We start from the raw sequence: 14,771 nt of genomic DNA on the forward strand, positions 1-14,771 counted from the left end.
GAATATTTTTGATATCACAAGTTATGCATGAAAATAATTACTAATAAAAATCATATTGCAAACTTAGAGAAAATTGCGCAAAGTTAATCTAGATTCTTTAGCTCGCTGCTAAATTTAAGGTGGTAATAGATTGTCACCCCAAAATCCGGCATCGGGTGTTAAGATTGAGGCGCTCAACTTTTGATCGTTTATTGCTTATAAATACTGCTGCTAATACATGTGTTTATCATTAAATTGACAAAAAACAGGCAAAAAGCTGATAATTTGGTCACAATATTTTAAGTAAATAACCGGTGAAGAATAGTCTTTGAAAGGGACACGATATAAGCAAGATTTAGGTATATACAACGTATCGACTGAATTATAAAAACACCTTTTGGAACACCTATAATAGCCACCATGACCGTCTTTTTCGACTGTCATCAGGAGACTTGAGCGTATGGATAACCAATCTCTGTCGGAACATAGCATCGCCGCTGCAGACTTGCTCTCAGCCATGGCGAATCCCAAGCGCCTGATGATCTTGTGCACGCTGGTGGATACGGAAGTGCCGGTTGGTGTTCTCGCTTCACAGGTTGGTCTCAGCCAGTCCGCTCTCTCGCAGCATCTTTCGAAATTGCGTGCCCAGCGGCTGGTGAAGACACGACGGGATGCGCAGACCATCTATTATTCCAGCAATTCCGAATCCGTGAAAAAGATCCTCGCCTCCCTCGAGGAAATTTACTGCCAGGCGCAGAAGAGCAGCAAGACCGCTGCGTGATCCCACGGCCCTGTTAAGGCCCGGCAGCATCACTCGATTGAAACCGGCGCACGACGCCGGTTTTTCTTTTCAGGGGCCTTGGCTGTGTGCATCCGGCACAGGGATCGGTGGCTGCGTATTGGCGCGGTTTTCAGGCCGGCGCAGCAAGCTGCATCTGCTGCTTGAGACGGCTTGCCGCAGCCGCATATCCGCCGTCGGCACCATCCACGAAATGCATATGGTCTCTCGAAAGCGGAGACGGAACGATACAGGTCATCAATGCGGCATTCTGTTCGTGCAGGCCGTAATAACAGCTTCCCGAGAGGCGGCCCTGTTCCAGCCGCGCGCGGATTTTTTCGAGCCGTGCAGCGTCGATATCCACCGTCATCTTCAGGCCGTCGTCGAATTTCCTGAAATCGGTGTTGCTCGCGACCGAACGCCGGTAGCGTATCGCATTGAACGGTCCGAACGAGAGCCCAGTCACGCTCAAAAGATTGACGAGCAGGGACTCGCCGAGAATGCGAAACGAGCGGCGCATCTTGCCCCAGACATCGTGATAGGCAGCGCCGGCGCGGGCTTCGAGGCCTAGCCCTTCGCGCACGAAACCGAGTTTCGGCCCATCCTCCGGCACGGGGTGGCCGTGTCTTGCGTCCTGTTCAGCCAGATCGACAAGATCGACGACCAGTTGGCGAAATGCCGGCATGTCCCGCGACGGCCCCGGCACGGCGATGATCGACACCACCTTGCCATGGGTGGCAGGAATGGGGTTCCAGCGGCATGAAAGACCGGTGAGATCGGGGCGTTCGCCCGTTTCGGCTGCGGGCAGGGCATATTGCCCCTCCTTCATCCGCGCTTCCGCCCAGCTGTTGCCGCCGCCCGAAAACATGGCGTAGGAAACATCCTCGCTCGCCTGAAAGCGCGCGACGCGAATATCGAAGCCATTCTCACGAATATCCTCGACGGGAACCAGCGCCACGCGCATGGCAAGATCGAGATCGTCCTTCACCCAGCGCTGCACATTCGAAAGCGCGGTGCGTGCGACAGAGAGCCCGTGGGGCGGCACGGCGACAGCGGCGCCATCGCCGCCGAAAACGAAGGGCAGGTCGTGACGTCCGAGGCTGTTCGATACGCCCGATATGACCGCCGCACCCGCCATGTTGACGGCCTTGTAGCGGCCGGTGCCGATTGCCGAGGTCGAATCAATGATATCGGCGATGGCCAGCCCCCATCCCGGCGGCAGGGCGCGATAAAGCGCCGGGTCGGCCACGTCTTCAAAATGCCGGAAGACGGGCAGGCCCGTCAGAAATTCTTCATCTGCTGCGATCATGGCGTATTATCCTCCAGCGGCGGCCAAACGCCAAGCGTTTACGGAAGGTCGATGCGTCCATTCAGACGGCGCAATCATGGCCGATCCGGCGATTGATTTACCGCTAATAGAGCTAATCCAGCAAAGTGACTTGCATAAATCATCAAACCTTCCGTATGAGTTGAGTGGAAGGCTCGGAATTCAAAAATGGAACGAGTTTTCGCCGGGAGGCGTCCGATAGTTTCATTCGGTCGGCGCCCCATGGCGCTCACCGGGTCCCGCGACCCCCTTTAAGGAGACACCAGGATGAAACTGAAGACATTGACCAGCGTGACGCTTGCAGCGTCCTTCGCATTCGCACCCCTTGCTCATGCCGAAATCGTCATCGGCCTGATTGCGCCGCTCACCGGTCCTGTCGCCGCCTATGGCGACCAGGTGAAGAACGGCGCCCAGACGGCAGTCAATGAAATCAACAAGAAGGGCGGCATCCTCGGCGAACAGGTCGTGCTGAAGCTTGCCGATGACGGCGGTGAGCCGAAGCAGGGCGTTTCCGCAGCCAACCAGCTGGTTGCCGAAGGCATCCACTTCGTCGTCGGTCCGGTGACGTCCGGCGTCGCCATTCCGGCATCGGATGTCTTTGCCGAAAACGGCGTGCTGATGGTGACGCCGACGGCGACCGCGCCGGGCCTGACCAACCGTGGCCTTTCAAACGTTTTCCGCACCTGCGGTCGTGACGACCAGCAGGCCGAGGTTGCGGCGAAATATGTTCTCGCCAACCTCAAGGACAAGAAGATCGCCATCATTCACGACAAGGGCGCTTATGGCAAAGGTCTGGCGGACGCCTTCAAGACCACGCTGAATGCCGGCGGCGTGACCGAAGTTCTCTACGACGCGCTGACGCCCGGCGAAAAGGATCTCGGCGCGCTGACGGCCCGTCTGAAGTCCGACAATGCCGACATCGTCTATTTCGGCGGTTACCATCCGGAAGCGGGTCTTCTGGTGCGCCAGCTGAAGGATATCGGCTCCAAGGCTGCCGTCATCGGCGGTGACGGCCTGTCGAACAGCGAGTTCTGGAACATCGGTTCGCAGGCTGGCGAAGGCACGATCTTCACCAATGCTTCGGACGCGCTGAAGAACGACGATTCCAAGGCCGCTGCCGAAGCGCTGAAGGCCGCCAACATTCCGGCGGAAGCCTTCACGCTCAATGCTTACGCTGCCGTGGAAGTGCTGAAGGCCGGCATCGAGAAGGCCGGAAGCGCCAAGGATTCCGAAGCCGTCGCCACGGCCCTTAAAAGCGGTGACGCTTTCCCGACCGCAATCGGCAAGGTGACCTACGGCGAAAACGGCGACCTGACCTCGCAGGCCTTCTCGCTGTTCAAGTGGCAGGACGGCAAGATCGTCGCAGCCGAATAAGCTGATCCTACCGGCCGCACCCTGTGCGGCCGGTATCGTTTTACGGCCGGAAAAGGGGTTGGGGCAGCATGGGCGATGCCGGGAAGCGGACTGTTGGAGACATCGGCTTCGGGCGGATATTCCCGATCGTGAGAATTTTCGACGAGGCCAAGGCGCGGGAGTTCTATGTCGATTTTCTCGGTTTCGAGGTCGACTGGGAACACCGTTTCGGCGATAATTTCCCACTTTACATGCAGGTTTCACGGGCCGGAATGGGGCTTCACCTCAGCGGTCATCACGGCGATGCGACGCCGGGCTCCAACATCTTCGCCACCATGCACGGCGTTCACGCCTATCGGCAGGAACTGGCGGCGAAAGATTATCGCTTCTTGAAGCCGGGTGTTGAAGAACTGCCATGGGGCGATGTGATGGAAGTGACCGATCCATTCGGCAACCGCATTCGTTTCTGCGAGCAGAAAAGCGAAGAGTGATGTTTTACGCGGGAGCGCAAGGCCCTTGACCTTGTTCTCCGTTTGAACGATAGAACGCGCAAACAGCGAACCGCGCGCACGGAGACCCCGTGCGCGCGGTTCGTGCGTTTTGGCAATTGGTCATGCAATTCGTTCGCATCCGCACGGGGGCAAAAATGAACAGTGAAGGCAATACGCTGGTCCGGAAGCTCGCATTCTGGAGCATTCCGCTTTCTTTCGGCGTGCTGGGCCTCAAGCTCGTGGCCTGGTGGGTCACGGGCTCGGTCGCGCTTTTATCGGACGGTCTGGAATCGACCGTCAACGTGGTCGCGGCCTTCATCGCCTATTTTGTCATTCGTTATGCGCAGAAGCCCGCCGATGACGACCACCAGTTCGGCCACCACAAGGCGGAGTATATTTCCGCCGTTGTGGAGGGTGTGCTGATCGTCGTTGCCGCGCTGCTGATCGTGCAGGAGGCCTGGGGCGGTCTTTTCAACCCGAGGCTGCCGGAAGCGCCGACCCTTGGTCTTGCCATCAATGCGGCGGCGGGCGTCATCAACGCCATCTGGGCAACGATCCTGATCCGTGTCGGCAAAAGACACGCCTCACCGGCGCTGGCCGCCGACGGCCATCACATCATGTCCGACGTCGTGACCTCCGCAGGCGTGCTCGTCGGCCTCGTTCTGGCGCTGCTGACGGGTTATGCCATTCTCGATCCGCTGCTCGCCATTCTGGTGGCCATCAACATCCTGTTCCAGGGTTCCAAGGTCATTCTGCATTCGCTTGGCGGGCTGATGGATCGGGCCGTGGAGCCGGAAGAGGACGAGGCGATCAAGAAGGCCATCGCCGAACATTCCGGCGGCGTCATTGGCGTCCACGATCTGAGGACACGCCGCGCCGGCTCGGCCGCCTTCATCGATTTTCACGTCGTTGTTCCAGCTGTCATGACGGTGCGCGAGGCGCATGATATTTGCGACCGCCTTGAAGATGCCATAAGGGACGTCATACCGGGCGCCAGCCTTGCCATTCACGTCGAGCCGGAAGGCGAAAAGGCGCATGGCGTCAAAGTGATTGTTTGAAAAACAGGAGTTTTCCATGTCCGTGACGGATGTTTCCGGCCTGTCGCAGCTGGGCACGAAGGTCGATACGCCAGAGAGCCCGGAAAAGGCCGTTCTCGAAAAGGTGCCGAACGGCAATGCCGGCACCGATTACGTGGTGCGCTTCACCGCACCCGAATTCACCTCGCTTTGCCCGATGACCGGCCAGCCGGATTTCGCCCATATCGTCATCGACTATATTCCGGGCGATTTCCTGGTAGAATCCAAGTCGCTGAAGCTGTTTTTGCAGTCCTTCCGCAACCACGGCGCATTCCACGAGGATTGCTCGGTTTATATCGCCAGGCGGCTGGTGGAGCTGCTTCAGCCGAAGTGGCTGAGAATCGGCGCTTACTGGTATCCGCGCGGCGGCATTCCGATCGACGTGTTCTGGCAGACCGGACCGGTGCCGGAGGGCGTGTGGCTGCCGGATCAGGGCGTTCCCACCTATCGCGGTCGCGGCTGATCCGGCTTCTTACGGGGCTGATGATTCAGGCGAACGAACCGTCGTCGCCTGAATCGGCATCCGCGTCGTCGGCGCTGTCGTCGTAATCGGCCTGCTGGATATCGTCATCGTCGTTGTTCTGCGGGTTGGCGCTGTCGCCGTAGTAATTATTGATGACGGTTTCCTCGACAGGCGCGTTACCGGCAGCATTGCCGCCGCCGAAGGGCGAGCCAAGGCCGAGCGACGACATGTGGCTGCCGAAAATCCCGCTCAGCGAATTGGCGAGCAGCATGCCGCCGGCGACACCGGCGGCGGTGCCGAGCGCACCCTGCAGAAAACCACCGCCCGCAGAACGTCCGACCGCGCCGGGCTGCTGGCTCCAGGGGCCGCCGGATTGCTGGCCGGCGGGCGATCCCCAGGGACCGGCCGTCTGGCCGGCGGTATCGTTGCGCCATGAGGTTTGCGGGGCAGGGGCGGGTGTCGGCGCTGGCGGCTGCGGCTGGCCGGTTCCGAATATGGAACTCAGAAAGCCGCCCTGCGCTGCGGCCTGCGGAGCGCTGTTGCCGCTTTCCAGCGCGTGGATACGGTCTTCGAGCTGCTTGATATGGGCTGCCGCCGCTTCCAGACCCTTTTCCTGAACGATCACCGCCTGGGCGAGATAGTAGGGGGCTGCGGGCTGATCGCGCACGGCGTCTGCAATCAATGTTTCCGCCTCGCGGTCACGCGGGGTGGCGGATGCGGTTCTGGTCCTGTCGAACAGGGCCTTGAGAAGCTGGCTTTCTTCCGGTGACATATGATGCCTCCTTACCGTGAAGCGAAAATCCACGATAAGGAGGTAGGCCTCAATTCCGGCTTTTCAAAGCAGCCCGAATTTTAAATTTCGGTAATGATCGTCAGCCGCCGAAGGCGAGCGAGAGACCCGCAATGGCCGTCAGCGCGCCGACGGTGCGGCTTGCGACCGAACCGAAACGGGCAATGCCGAGGCCGAGCGCAATGCCGGCCGCATGCAGAATGGCGGTGGCGATCATGAAGCCGATGCCGAATTGAAGCGCGCCGGCGCTGCCGAGTTCACCGCCATGGGCGTGGCCGTGGAAAAGCGCGAAAGCGCCGACAACGGCCGCCGCCGCTGCCGTCGGAAGCCTTGCCGCCATGGCAACGAGCAGGCCGAGACCGATGACGGAGGCGAGAATGGCCGGTTCGACGAAGGGAAGCCCGATGCCGTAAACCGCCATCAGGAAGCCGGCGGCCATGGTGCCGACGAAGGCGGAAGGCACGATCCACAACGCCTTGCGGTCGCCCTGCGCCACGGCGATCTGCGAGGCCCAGATGCCGACGGCCACCATCGCCAGAATGTGGTCCGCACCGAAGAAGGGGTGGGAGACACCGGCCATGAAGGAGCCGTGTTCTTCCGGGTTCAGGTGGGCGAAAGCGGGCAGGGCGGTAACGCCCAGTGCGGCGGCAGTGAGGCTTAGTCTTTTCAGCATGGTTCCCTCTTGAAATTATGGCTGTCCGCAACGGAATCTTGGGGCTTCCCGCGGCAGGCGGCGCTGCAATGAGGCGTCAACGATATCGCGAAGGCAGACAGGTTGTCCATGCGTCATCTGCCGGGGGTGCTGTTTATTGTTGGCGGGCAAACCTTGCCTTTTTCTCTCATTGCCTTACGTAACAAGTCGCACTATGTCCGAAGGGCATGCACGAATTTTGCTGGAGAGAGCCGTTGATGAACGAAGACGAAGACGACAAGAGCAAGGAACTGCCGATCGGCAAGGAAACGGAAGCGAATCTTTTCAAGTCGCGTTCGATCTTCATCTATGGTGGCATCACGCAGGAACTGGCGCAGAAGGTCTGCACGCAGCTCGTGGCTCTCGCCGCCGCCAGCGACGACGACATTCGCGTTTACGTCAATTCGCCGGGCGGCCATGTCGAATCGGGTGATTCCATCCATGACATGATCAAGTTCATCAAGCCGAAGGTCTATATCATCGGCACGGGCTGGGTCGCTTCCGCCGGCGCGCTGATTTACGTTTCGGTGCCGAAGGAACGTCGCCTCTGCCTGCCAAACACCCGCTTCCTGCTGCACCAACCCTCCGGCGGCACGCGCGGCATGGCGTCCGACATCGAAATCCAGGCCCGCGAAATCATCAAGATGAACCAGCGCCTGATCAAGATCTTCTCCAAGGCCACCGGCCAGAGCGAAGAAAAGATCGCCAAGGATATCGATCGCGATTACTGGCTCGGCGCGGAAGAGGCCAAGGATTACGGCCTCGTCGGCAAGATCGTCGAGAGCCAGTCGGAACTCTGAGTTTTCGATTTTTCAGTTGAGAAAGCCCGTATCGGTGAAAACCGGTGCGGGCTTTTTCCTTTCAGGCCGGCGTTATTTCATCATGTCGCAGGCCTTCATCATGTCGGCCTTTTTCATCTTGTCCATTTCCATGCCGGCCTTGTGCATGCAATCCTTCTTGCTGGCCTTCTTGCCGGCCATGGACATGCCATCCTTTTTCATCGTCTCCGTCTTCATGGTGTCGCTATGCATGGTATCCTTCTTCATCGTATCGGTTTTCATGCTGTCGGCATGGGCGATGCCTGCGAAGGAAAGAGCGGACAGAAGGGAAGCGGCGGCAATGGCGGTGAAAATGCGGGTCATGAAGGGTCTCCTCTGGACGTCGTTGAATGTCCGCCGGCATCGTGCCGGGGCTCACGGTTGTCCATTCGGCCGGGAAAGGCCGACCGTTACATCTTCACGCGCTTGTGACGACAAGTTCGGGCGAGATTTTTTTAAAGCGACTATGTAACAATATCCTGCCGATTGCGAATAACCCGATAGTGACGATGACAGGCAGCCCTTCGGAAGAAACACTGAAAATGCTGATGCTGCGTTCCCTCGATGGGGACGAAGGCGCCTACAGGCATTTGCTTCATGCCCTGAGACGGCTGCTGATCGCCTATTACGGCCGGCGCATGGCTGCTGCCGCCAGAGGCGATGTCGAAGATCTTGTGCAGGAAACCCTGTTGTCGCTTCACGCCAAGCGGGAGACCTATGACCGTGCGCGACCCTTCACGGCCTGGTTCTTTTCGATAGCGCGCTACAAGCTCATCGATCACTATCGGGGCCGGGGTGCGCGCCTGCTGGCGGAAGTGGAACTCGATGAAACGCTGGAGGCGGAACCGTCCGTCGATGCGGTCACGGCCCGCATGGATGTGGAGCGGCTGCTCGACGAGTTGCCGGAACGGCAACGGGATCTCATTCGAAGGGTGAAGCTCGAAGGTCACTCAATTGCCGAAGCGGCGCAAAAATCCGGCCAGACCGAGCTTGCGGCGAGGGTCGGTATTCACAGAACGCTGAAAGTCTTGGCGGCAAAGTTGCGGGGGGACACGTGAGGAAGACGGAAGACATCATCGACCAACTGGCGGGCGATCTGAAACCCGTACGAGCTTTTGCGCTGGAGCGGCGGCTGGCGTTCGTGGCCTTGCCCGCGCTCGGCGTTTCGCTGCTGCTGCTGGTCGTCATTCTGGGGCTTCGCAGCGATATGAATGACGCCATGACCGAGCCGGGTTTCTGGGTCAAATCCGCCTATAATGCCCTGCTGGCCGTGGCCGCATTTTTCGCCCTCATGCGTCTTGCGCGGCCGGAGGGCGACAGGGGTGGCCTGTTTGCGTGGCTTGCGGTGATTTTTGTAGCCATGGCGGTCATAGCGCTCGTCCAGCTTGGATTTGCCGTGCCCGGCACCTACAGGACCCTCATTCTCGGATCGTCGGCGCTGCATTGCCCGTTTTTGATCGTTGCTTTCGCGCTGCCGCTGTTTATCGCAAATTTCGCGGCTCTCAAGCGTTCGGCTCCCGCTGATCCCACGCTTGCGGGTTTTGCCGCGGGCATCGCCGCGGGTGCGGCCGGGGCATGGGTCTATTCGTGGTTCTGCACCGAAAACGGCATGGCTTTCGTGTTGATCTGGTATTCGCTGGGCATCTTGTTGACCGGCATCATCGGCGCTTTTGCCGGTTCACGTCTGCTCCGCTGGTGAAGGCAAGATTGCCGATGCCGGCCCGGACATGGTCCAGAGCCGGCATTCTGCTTCATGCGGATTTCATTGACCCAGATTGGCGGGAATTGCGAATGCTGCAAACTGGGTGAACTGTTTGCCCGTGTTGAAATTGTCATCGGAAGCGATGACGAAGAGCTGCTTGCCATCCACCACCGGGCCGAAGGCGAAGCTCTCGATATTGTCGATATCGAGGCCGAAATCGCCTTCGTTGATTTCGAACCAGGCCGATTTGGATACGGCGGCCACGGATGCCGGATCGATCTTGTCCTTGCCGAGAATATTGTCGGCGCGGGACATGTCGGCGATGAAGAAGCGGATGTGATTGCCGACGCCGGAGGCGAAATTGCGCTCGACGGCGACGAAACGGCCATCCGGCAGGGCCGCGATGGCGGAAAGGCCGTTGTCGTTATATTTCGGCTCGGCGGCCGTCGGCGTCTTCGAGATCGCCTCGGTGACATAGACATGCTCGGCGACCGGCTTCAGCGTCGCCGTGTCGATGACGAGGATGCGGGCCGGGCTGCCCGCCTGCGGCGTCGCCTTGGGGCCGTCCTGGGTGAGCGCATTTTCAGTGGTGGCGATCAGCCGGCCGGGCATCAGCGTCAGGCCTTCGAAAGCGAGGTTGTTCTGTACGCCCCTGGTCTTGGCGTCATCGACGAGATAGGCGTTTGGCAGTTCGAGCCGCTTCACATTGCTGCCGTCGAGGTCCGAGACGTAGAGCGCCGGCTGGTTCTTCAGGTCGCGTTCGGAGGACCAGTAGAGCTTGCCGCCCTTGCGGTCGAGCGCGATGCCTTCCGCATCGATGCCCTTCGGCGCAAAAGCAGCGCCGGTCTCGTCCTTCAATTCGCGCGTGGCGGCGATGTTGAGCGTGGCGGCGCCTTCCGTGACAGTCAGTTCCAGCTCGTAATAACGGGCCGGCCCTTTTTCCACGCGGTCATCGGAAATTGCGAGATAACGCCCGGTTTCGCTGTCAAAGGCGAGATCGGAAATGCCGCCGAAGGTGACGCCATCGATGGAGAGGCCCGATGGAACGGCGATCTGGCCGAGAAAGGCCGGTGGCGGCGGGGTCTGGGCCGCGGCGGGCAAAGCCGCAAAACAGCAGGCGACGGTGGTGACGATGCGGAGCATGGCAAGGGTCCCTCTTGTGGCGGATGACCGGTTGTGATGCAGGGAGGATTAGCGCCGTGCCGCTAAACTTTGATGACGTTTTCCACGCCGCCGTACCTGAAGTCTGGCGGCTCATCTTGCCAAGCGGCGTCTTTTTTGATCCTGAATATAATCACGCTTCATCCAAAGCGTGTCGCCATCCCCGGATTCGCGCGTCACGCTTCAGTTTTGTTTCTGCCTGTCGCCAATGCGGACCGCTGCGGTTGTTTGCGACAGACAGCAGGCCGCAGAGTGCTTCATGCTGAAAGATTTTTCCGTCCAGAGCCTGTTCATGGGCTGCCTCACCGCCTTTGTCGGTTTCGCCAGCTCCTTCGCCGTCGTGCTGCAGGGCCTGAAAGCTGTCGGTGCGACGGATTTCGAGGCGGCGTCGGGGCTGATGGCGCTTTCGGTGGCGATGGGGCTTTGCGCCATTATTCTCTCCGCCGCCACCCGGCTTCCCATCAGCATCGCCTGGTCGACACCGGGTGCGGCGCTGCTTGCGACCACCGGCGTCATTGAGGGCGGCTTTCCGGCGGCCGTCGGCGGGTTCATCATCTGCGCGATCCTGATCATCATCGCAGGCCTGTTCCGGCCGCTGGGAAAGGCGGTCGCCTCCATTCCAGCGCCGCTTGCCAATGCCATGCTCTCCGGCGTCATCATCGGCCTGTGTTTTGCGCCCATCAAGGCGATCGGTTTCAACCCGGCGCTCGGATTGCCGATCATCCTCGCCTGGATCGTGGTGGGAGCTTTTAAACGGCTGTTCGCCGTGCCCGCCGCCCTTGCCGCCTTCGTGCTGGTGATGATTTTCGGTGTCGAAATTCCGGCGGGTGCACTTGATAGCGTGGCGCAATCGCTGACGCCGCCGATGGAATGGGTAACGCCCGTCTTCAGTCTCCACGCGGTTGTTTCCATCGCTCTGCCGCTCTTCATCGTCACCATGGCCTCGCAGAATATTCCCGGTATCGCGGTGCTGAAGGTCAATCATTACGACGCGCAGCCCGGACCGCTTTTCGCCTCGACCGGCTTTTTCTCGCTGCTTTCCGCACCGTTTGGTGGCCACGCCGTCAATCTCGCGGCGATTACGGCGGCCATGTGCGCGGGCGAGGACGCCCATCCTGATCCAAAGCGGCGTTACTGGGCAGCGATCATCGGCGGTGTCGGCTATATTATTTTCGGCCTGCTGGCGGGCGTGGTCACGGCCTTCGTGGCGCTGGCGCCGCCCATTCTCATTCAGGCGGTGGCGGGGCTGGCACTGGTCGGCGCCTTTTCCGGTTCCGCTGTCGCAGCCTTCAGGGAGCCGGAAACCCGCGAGGCGGCGGCCATCACTTTCCTCATCACGGCTTCCGGCCTTTCCTTCGGCGGTATTTCCGGGGCCTTCTGGGGTTTGATCGGTGGCGGGCTGATGATGGCGTTGCAGCGGGTAGTGAAGCGTGGTTAGATGGTGGAAATGGTATAGTTTTTATATTATATTTCTCATGGTATTCGAATTTGACCCGATAAAGAGCGCTGGCAATAAAAACAAACACGGCATCGATTTTGTCGATGCACAGGCATTGTGGCACGATAAATACGGTTTGACGGTTACAGCGCACAATATTGGAGAAGAGCGGTTCGCCCTCATCGCACTTCTCGGGGAGAAGTTGTGGTTGGCTGTCCATACCGTGCGGGGTGGCCGTATTCGCATCATTTCCGTGCGACGTGTCCGAGAATTAGAGAGGTATCATTATGAAGACAATAAGCGCAGAAGAATTCGACAGGATGGCCGATGACGGCGAAGACATCAGCGAATATCTCGACTGGTCGACGGCGCGCCATCTGAACATCGAACCCAAGCGCGTGAACATCGATTTTCCGACGTGGGTCGTCAACGATCTCGACAACGAAGCACGTCGTCTCGGTGTGACCCGGCAATCGCTAGTCAAATTGTGGATCGCTGAAAGGCTGGAGACTGGCCGTCAAGCAAAATAAGCCTGCGCATCACAAGATCACTTGTCAGACCGCCAGCCGCTGTTTATACACATCGCCATGAGTAACAGCATCGCAACCATTTTTGGCATGAGCGCGCAGATTTCTGCGAAGGCTTCGTCGTGCGGTGCACTCTCGCTTCTTAGCCTCGACCTTACACGCGGTTGCCGGGTCCAGTGAGGAGCGCCCGGCGGCCGAAAGCCCGCTGGTGCAAACGCTCCTCATCTCGAAATCTCATTTTATACTGGATTTAGGCCCTCAAGGGCCGCGCATCCGCCGATGGCGAAAGACGCCCGCGGACTGCGCAAGGAGGAAGCGAAATGGACGGCAAGATCACCAATATTTCCAAGGGCATGGCTGACGCGAGCGTGAAGTATCGCCCTTACCCGACCATCAATATCCCCGACCGTACATGGCCGGGCAAGACCATCGACAAGGCCCCGATCTGGTGTTCGGTGGACCTGCGCGACGGCAACCAGTCGCTGGTCAACCCCATGGGTCACGACCGCAAGGCCCGCATGTTCAAGCTGCTGCTCGAAATGGGTTTCAAGGAAATCGAGATCGGTTTTCCTTCCGCCTCGCAGACGGATTTCGATTTCGCCCGCTGGTGCGTGGAAGAGGGCAATGTGCCTGACGATGTCTCCCTGCAGGTGCTGGTGCAGTGCCGGCCGGAGCTGATTACCCGCACCTTCGAGGCGCTGGAAGGCGCCAACAAGCCGATCATCCACTTCTACAACTCCACTTCGGAATTGCAGCGCCGTGTGGTGTTCGGCAAGGATGTGCACGGCATCAAGCAGATCGCCGTCGATGCGGCCAAGATGATCACCGACATGGCGGCCAAGGCCGGTGGCGGGTTCCGTTTCGAATATTCGCCAGAAAGCTTTACCGGCACCGAGCTGGAAGTGGCGCTGGAAATCTGCAACGCCGTGGTCGAGGTTGTGAAGCCGACGGCCGACAACAAGCTGATCCTGAACCTGCCTTCGACGGTGGAAATGGCGACGCCGAACATCTATGCCGACCAGATCGAATGGATGTGCCGCAATATCGACAACCGCGAAAACGTCATCATCTCGCTGCATCCGCATAATGACCGTGGCACCGGCATCGCCGCGACCGAGCTGGGCCTGATGGCCGGTGCGGACCGCGTCGAAGGCACGCTGTTCGGCAATGGCGAGCGCACCGGCAATGTCGACGTCGTGACGCTGGCGCTGAACATGTATACGCAGGGTGTCGATCCGGAGCTGGATTGCCGCGATATCGAGCGCATCAAGGCGGTCTATGAATATTCCAACGAGATGACGATCCCCGAGCGCCACCCTTATGTCGGCGAACTGGTCTATACGGCCTTTTCCGGCTCGCATCAGGATGCGATCAACAAGGGCATGAAGGCGATCAAGGTCGCCAACCATCCCGTCTGGGAAGTGCCCTATCTGCCGATCGATCCGAAGGATGTCGGCCGCTCCTATGAGGCGATCATCCGCATCAACTCGCAATCCGGCAAGGGCGGCATCGCCTATATTCTGCAGCAGGATTACGGCATCAACCTGCCGCGCAATCTGCAGGTGGAATTCCGCGAGGATATCCAGCGCATCACCGATGAAGAGGGCGTGGAACTGCCGGCCAAGCGCATCTATGAGCGCTTTATCGAGCGTTACGTGACGCAGCCGAATGCGCGCATCAAGTTCGTCGATCACCACACCTATCCGGCGGGCGATTTCAAGGGTGTGCGCATCGTCGCCGCCGAAATCACCGATAATGGCGAGGTGAAGCGTATCGAGGGCAAGGGTACCGGCCCGATCGACGGGTTCATCAATGCGCTGTCGGTCTATCTCGGCATCGACCTGTCGGTGAATGACTATTCCGAGCATTCGCTGCAACATGGCTCGAATGCTTCGGCCATTGCCTATGTCGAGATGGAGCATCCGGGTGGCAAGCTGTTCGGGGCAGGGGTCAATACGAATATTGTGGCGGCGTCGCTGGAGGCGATTGTTTCGGCGGCCAATCGGGTGCTGGAAGAGCGGGCGAGGTAAGCTTGCTCTGAGGGTGGGTTTACCCCCCTTTGCCCTGCCGGGCATCTCCCCCTCAAGGGGGGAGATCGACTCGTGGTTGGGTCTCGCCCATCTCAACATTTGCGAATGGAGTAGTGGTAGCGCCTCCTGCCGATCTCCCCCCTTGAG

The 14,771-nt window shown here is 59.4% G+C and carries 17 protein-coding genes; 12 read left to right on the top strand and 5 right to left on the bottom strand.

Translation table 11 applies throughout. From position 1 onward, the window contains the following. Positions 1-439 precede the first annotated feature (439 nt). Positions 440-760 (top strand): ArsR/SmtB family transcription factor, encoded by a 321-nt coding sequence (locus ACQZ5K_RS18740; protein ID WP_003524068.1) that lies wholly within the window; start codon positions 440-442, stop codon positions 758-760. Positions 761-890: 130 nt separating this feature from the next. Here ACQZ5K_RS18740 and ACQZ5K_RS18745 read toward each other — a convergent pair whose 3' ends face one another. Then, positions 891-2,066 carry a DUF3095 domain-containing protein gene (locus tag ACQZ5K_RS18745; protein ID WP_448741091.1) on the bottom strand — a complete coding sequence of 392 codons (1,176 nt, stop codon included), beginning with the start codon at positions 2,064-2,066 and terminating at the stop codon, positions 891-893. A gap of 285 nt (positions 2,067-2,351) precedes the next feature. On the opposite strand from ACQZ5K_RS18745, the gene ACQZ5K_RS18750 reads away from it, so the two are divergent. The 4 genes from ACQZ5K_RS18750 (at position 2,352) to queF (ending at position 5,467) form a co-directional block, all read left to right on the top strand. After that, entirely contained in the window at positions 2,352-3,458 is a 1,107-nt protein-coding gene (locus ACQZ5K_RS18750) for a branched-chain amino acid ABC transporter substrate-binding protein (RefSeq protein ID WP_080816186.1), read from the top strand. Between the two features lie 68 nt (positions 3,459-3,526). After that, entirely contained in the window at positions 3,527-3,928 is a 402-nt protein-coding gene (locus tag ACQZ5K_RS18755) for a glyoxalase superfamily protein (protein WP_448741092.1), read from the top strand. A 155-nt stretch (positions 3,929-4,083) separates the two neighbouring features. Continuing rightward, positions 4,084-4,986, top strand: a complete 903-nt coding sequence (locus ACQZ5K_RS18760; protein ID WP_448741093.1) for a cation diffusion facilitator family transporter — start codon at positions 4,084-4,086, stop codon at positions 4,984-4,986. Between the two features lie 16 nt (positions 4,987-5,002). Beyond that, the gene (gene queF / locus ACQZ5K_RS18765; RefSeq protein WP_078051763.1) at positions 5,003-5,467 is read left to right on the top strand and encodes a preQ(1) synthase; all 465 of its coding nucleotides are present in this window, start codon (positions 5,003-5,005) and stop codon (positions 5,465-5,467) included. Positions 5,468-5,492: 25 nt separating this feature from the next. Here queF and ACQZ5K_RS18770 read toward each other — a convergent pair whose 3' ends face one another. Both ACQZ5K_RS18770 and ACQZ5K_RS18775 read right to left on the bottom strand, forming a co-directional pair. Further along, entirely contained in the window at positions 5,493-6,239 is a 747-nt protein-coding gene (locus ACQZ5K_RS18770; protein WP_448741094.1) for a DUF2076 domain-containing protein, read from the bottom strand. A gap of 100 nt (positions 6,240-6,339) precedes the next feature. Further along, positions 6,340-6,930 (bottom strand): HupE/UreJ family protein, encoded by a 591-nt coding sequence (locus tag ACQZ5K_RS18775; RefSeq protein ID WP_065655682.1) that lies wholly within the window; start codon positions 6,928-6,930, stop codon positions 6,340-6,342. Positions 6,931-7,166: 236 nt separating this feature from the next. Here ACQZ5K_RS18775 and ACQZ5K_RS18780 point away from each other — a divergent pair, with 236 nt between their 5' ends. Further along, positions 7,167-7,748: an ATP-dependent Clp protease proteolytic subunit gene (locus ACQZ5K_RS18780; RefSeq protein WP_003523060.1), complete on the top strand. Its 582-nt coding sequence runs from the start codon at positions 7,167-7,169 to the stop codon at positions 7,746-7,748. Positions 7,749-7,820: 72 nt separating this feature from the next. Here ACQZ5K_RS18780 and ACQZ5K_RS18785 read toward each other — a convergent pair whose 3' ends face one another. Continuing rightward, the gene (locus tag ACQZ5K_RS18785) at positions 7,821-8,090 is read right to left on the bottom strand and encodes a pentapeptide MXKDX repeat protein (protein ID WP_448736518.1); all 270 of its coding nucleotides are present in this window, start codon (positions 8,088-8,090) and stop codon (positions 7,821-7,823) included. A gap of 185 nt (positions 8,091-8,275) precedes the next feature. On the opposite strand from ACQZ5K_RS18785, the gene ACQZ5K_RS18790 reads away from it, so the two are divergent. Together ACQZ5K_RS18790 and ACQZ5K_RS18795 are read left to right on the top strand one after the other, a co-directional pair. Beyond that, complete coding sequence (locus ACQZ5K_RS18790) at positions 8,276-8,824, top strand: sigma-70 family RNA polymerase sigma factor (RefSeq protein ID WP_120357025.1); 549 nt, start codon at positions 8,276-8,278, stop codon at positions 8,822-8,824. After that, positions 8,821-9,465, top strand: coding sequence for an NrsF family protein (locus tag ACQZ5K_RS18795; RefSeq protein WP_448741095.1), 645 nt, complete (start codon positions 8,821-8,823; stop codon positions 9,463-9,465). The genes ACQZ5K_RS18790 and ACQZ5K_RS18795 overlap by 4 nt, the downstream gene beginning before the upstream one ends. A 63-nt stretch (positions 9,466-9,528) precedes the next feature. On the opposite strand, the gene ACQZ5K_RS18800 is transcribed toward ACQZ5K_RS18795, so the two are convergent. Next, the gene (locus ACQZ5K_RS18800) at positions 9,529-10,611 is read right to left on the bottom strand and encodes an esterase-like activity of phytase family protein (RefSeq protein WP_448741096.1); all 1,083 of its coding nucleotides are present in this window, start codon (positions 10,609-10,611) and stop codon (positions 9,529-9,531) included. Between the two features lie 277 nt (positions 10,612-10,888). Here ACQZ5K_RS18800 and ACQZ5K_RS18805 point away from each other — a divergent pair, with 277 nt between their 5' ends. From ACQZ5K_RS18805 to leuA, 4 genes are all read left to right on the top strand, one after another. Further along, on the top strand, positions 10,889-12,067 hold the full coding sequence (locus ACQZ5K_RS18805; RefSeq protein ID WP_448741097.1) for a benzoate/H(+) symporter BenE family transporter: 1,179 nt from the start codon (positions 10,889-10,891) through the stop codon (positions 12,065-12,067). Positions 12,068-12,104: 37 nt separating this feature from the next. After that, the gene (locus tag ACQZ5K_RS18810) at positions 12,105-12,398 is read left to right on the top strand and encodes a BrnT family toxin (RefSeq protein ID WP_448736522.1); all 294 of its coding nucleotides are present in this window, start codon (positions 12,105-12,107) and stop codon (positions 12,396-12,398) included. Further along, complete coding sequence (gene brnA / locus ACQZ5K_RS18815; RefSeq protein ID WP_020808480.1) at positions 12,355-12,597, top strand: type II toxin-antitoxin system BrnA family antitoxin; 243 nt, start codon at positions 12,355-12,357, stop codon at positions 12,595-12,597. The genes ACQZ5K_RS18810 and brnA overlap by 44 nt, the downstream gene beginning before the upstream one ends. Positions 12,598-12,914: 317 nt before the next feature. Beyond that, positions 12,915-14,624, top strand: coding sequence for a 2-isopropylmalate synthase (gene leuA, locus ACQZ5K_RS18820; protein WP_448741098.1), 1,710 nt, complete (start codon positions 12,915-12,917; stop codon positions 14,622-14,624). Positions 14,625-14,771: the final 147 nt, after the last annotated feature.

The sequence above is a fragment of the Agrobacterium sp. 22-226-1 genome (assembly GCF_053522345.1).

What these genes read in the sequence shown, in the direction of transcription:
- ACQZ5K_RS18740 (WP_003524068.1), top strand. Translation starts at nt 440, where the DNA reads ATGGATAACCAATCTCTGTCGGAACATAGCATCGCCGCTGCAGACTTG.
- ACQZ5K_RS18745 (WP_448741091.1), bottom strand. Translation starts at nt 2,066, where the DNA reads ATGATCGCAGCAGATGAAGAATTTCTGACGGGCCTGCCCGTCTTCCGG.
- ACQZ5K_RS18750 (WP_080816186.1), top strand. Translation starts at nt 2,352, where the DNA reads ATGAAACTGAAGACATTGACCAGCGTGACGCTTGCAGCGTCCTTCGCA.
- ACQZ5K_RS18755 (WP_448741092.1), top strand. Translation starts at nt 3,527, where the DNA reads ATGGGCGATGCCGGGAAGCGGACTGTTGGAGACATCGGCTTCGGGCGG.
- ACQZ5K_RS18760 (WP_448741093.1), top strand. Translation starts at nt 4,084, where the DNA reads ATGAACAGTGAAGGCAATACGCTGGTCCGGAAGCTCGCATTCTGGAGC.
- queF (WP_078051763.1), top strand. Translation starts at nt 5,003, where the DNA reads ATGTCCGTGACGGATGTTTCCGGCCTGTCGCAGCTGGGCACGAAGGTC.
- ACQZ5K_RS18770 (WP_448741094.1), bottom strand. Translation starts at nt 6,239, where the DNA reads ATGTCACCGGAAGAAAGCCAGCTTCTCAAGGCCCTGTTCGACAGGACC.
- ACQZ5K_RS18775 (WP_065655682.1), bottom strand. Translation starts at nt 6,930, where the DNA reads ATGCTGAAAAGACTAAGCCTCACTGCCGCCGCACTGGGCGTTACCGCC.
- ACQZ5K_RS18780 (WP_003523060.1), top strand. Translation starts at nt 7,167, where the DNA reads ATGAACGAAGACGAAGACGACAAGAGCAAGGAACTGCCGATCGGCAAG.
- ACQZ5K_RS18785 (WP_448736518.1), bottom strand. Translation starts at nt 8,090, where the DNA reads ATGACCCGCATTTTCACCGCCATTGCCGCCGCTTCCCTTCTGTCCGCT.
- ACQZ5K_RS18790 (WP_120357025.1), top strand. Translation starts at nt 8,276, where the DNA reads ATGACAGGCAGCCCTTCGGAAGAAACACTGAAAATGCTGATGCTGCGT.
- ACQZ5K_RS18800 (WP_448741096.1), bottom strand. Translation starts at nt 10,611, where the DNA reads ATGCTCCGCATCGTCACCACCGTCGCCTGCTGTTTTGCGGCTTTGCCC.
- ACQZ5K_RS18805 (WP_448741097.1), top strand. Translation starts at nt 10,889, where the DNA reads ATGCTGAAAGATTTTTCCGTCCAGAGCCTGTTCATGGGCTGCCTCACC.
- ACQZ5K_RS18810 (WP_448736522.1), top strand. Translation starts at nt 12,105, where the DNA reads ATGGTATTCGAATTTGACCCGATAAAGAGCGCTGGCAATAAAAACAAA.
- brnA (WP_020808480.1), top strand. Translation starts at nt 12,355, where the DNA reads ATGAAGACAATAAGCGCAGAAGAATTCGACAGGATGGCCGATGACGGC.
- leuA (WP_448741098.1), top strand. Translation starts at nt 12,915, where the DNA reads ATGGACGGCAAGATCACCAATATTTCCAAGGGCATGGCTGACGCGAGC.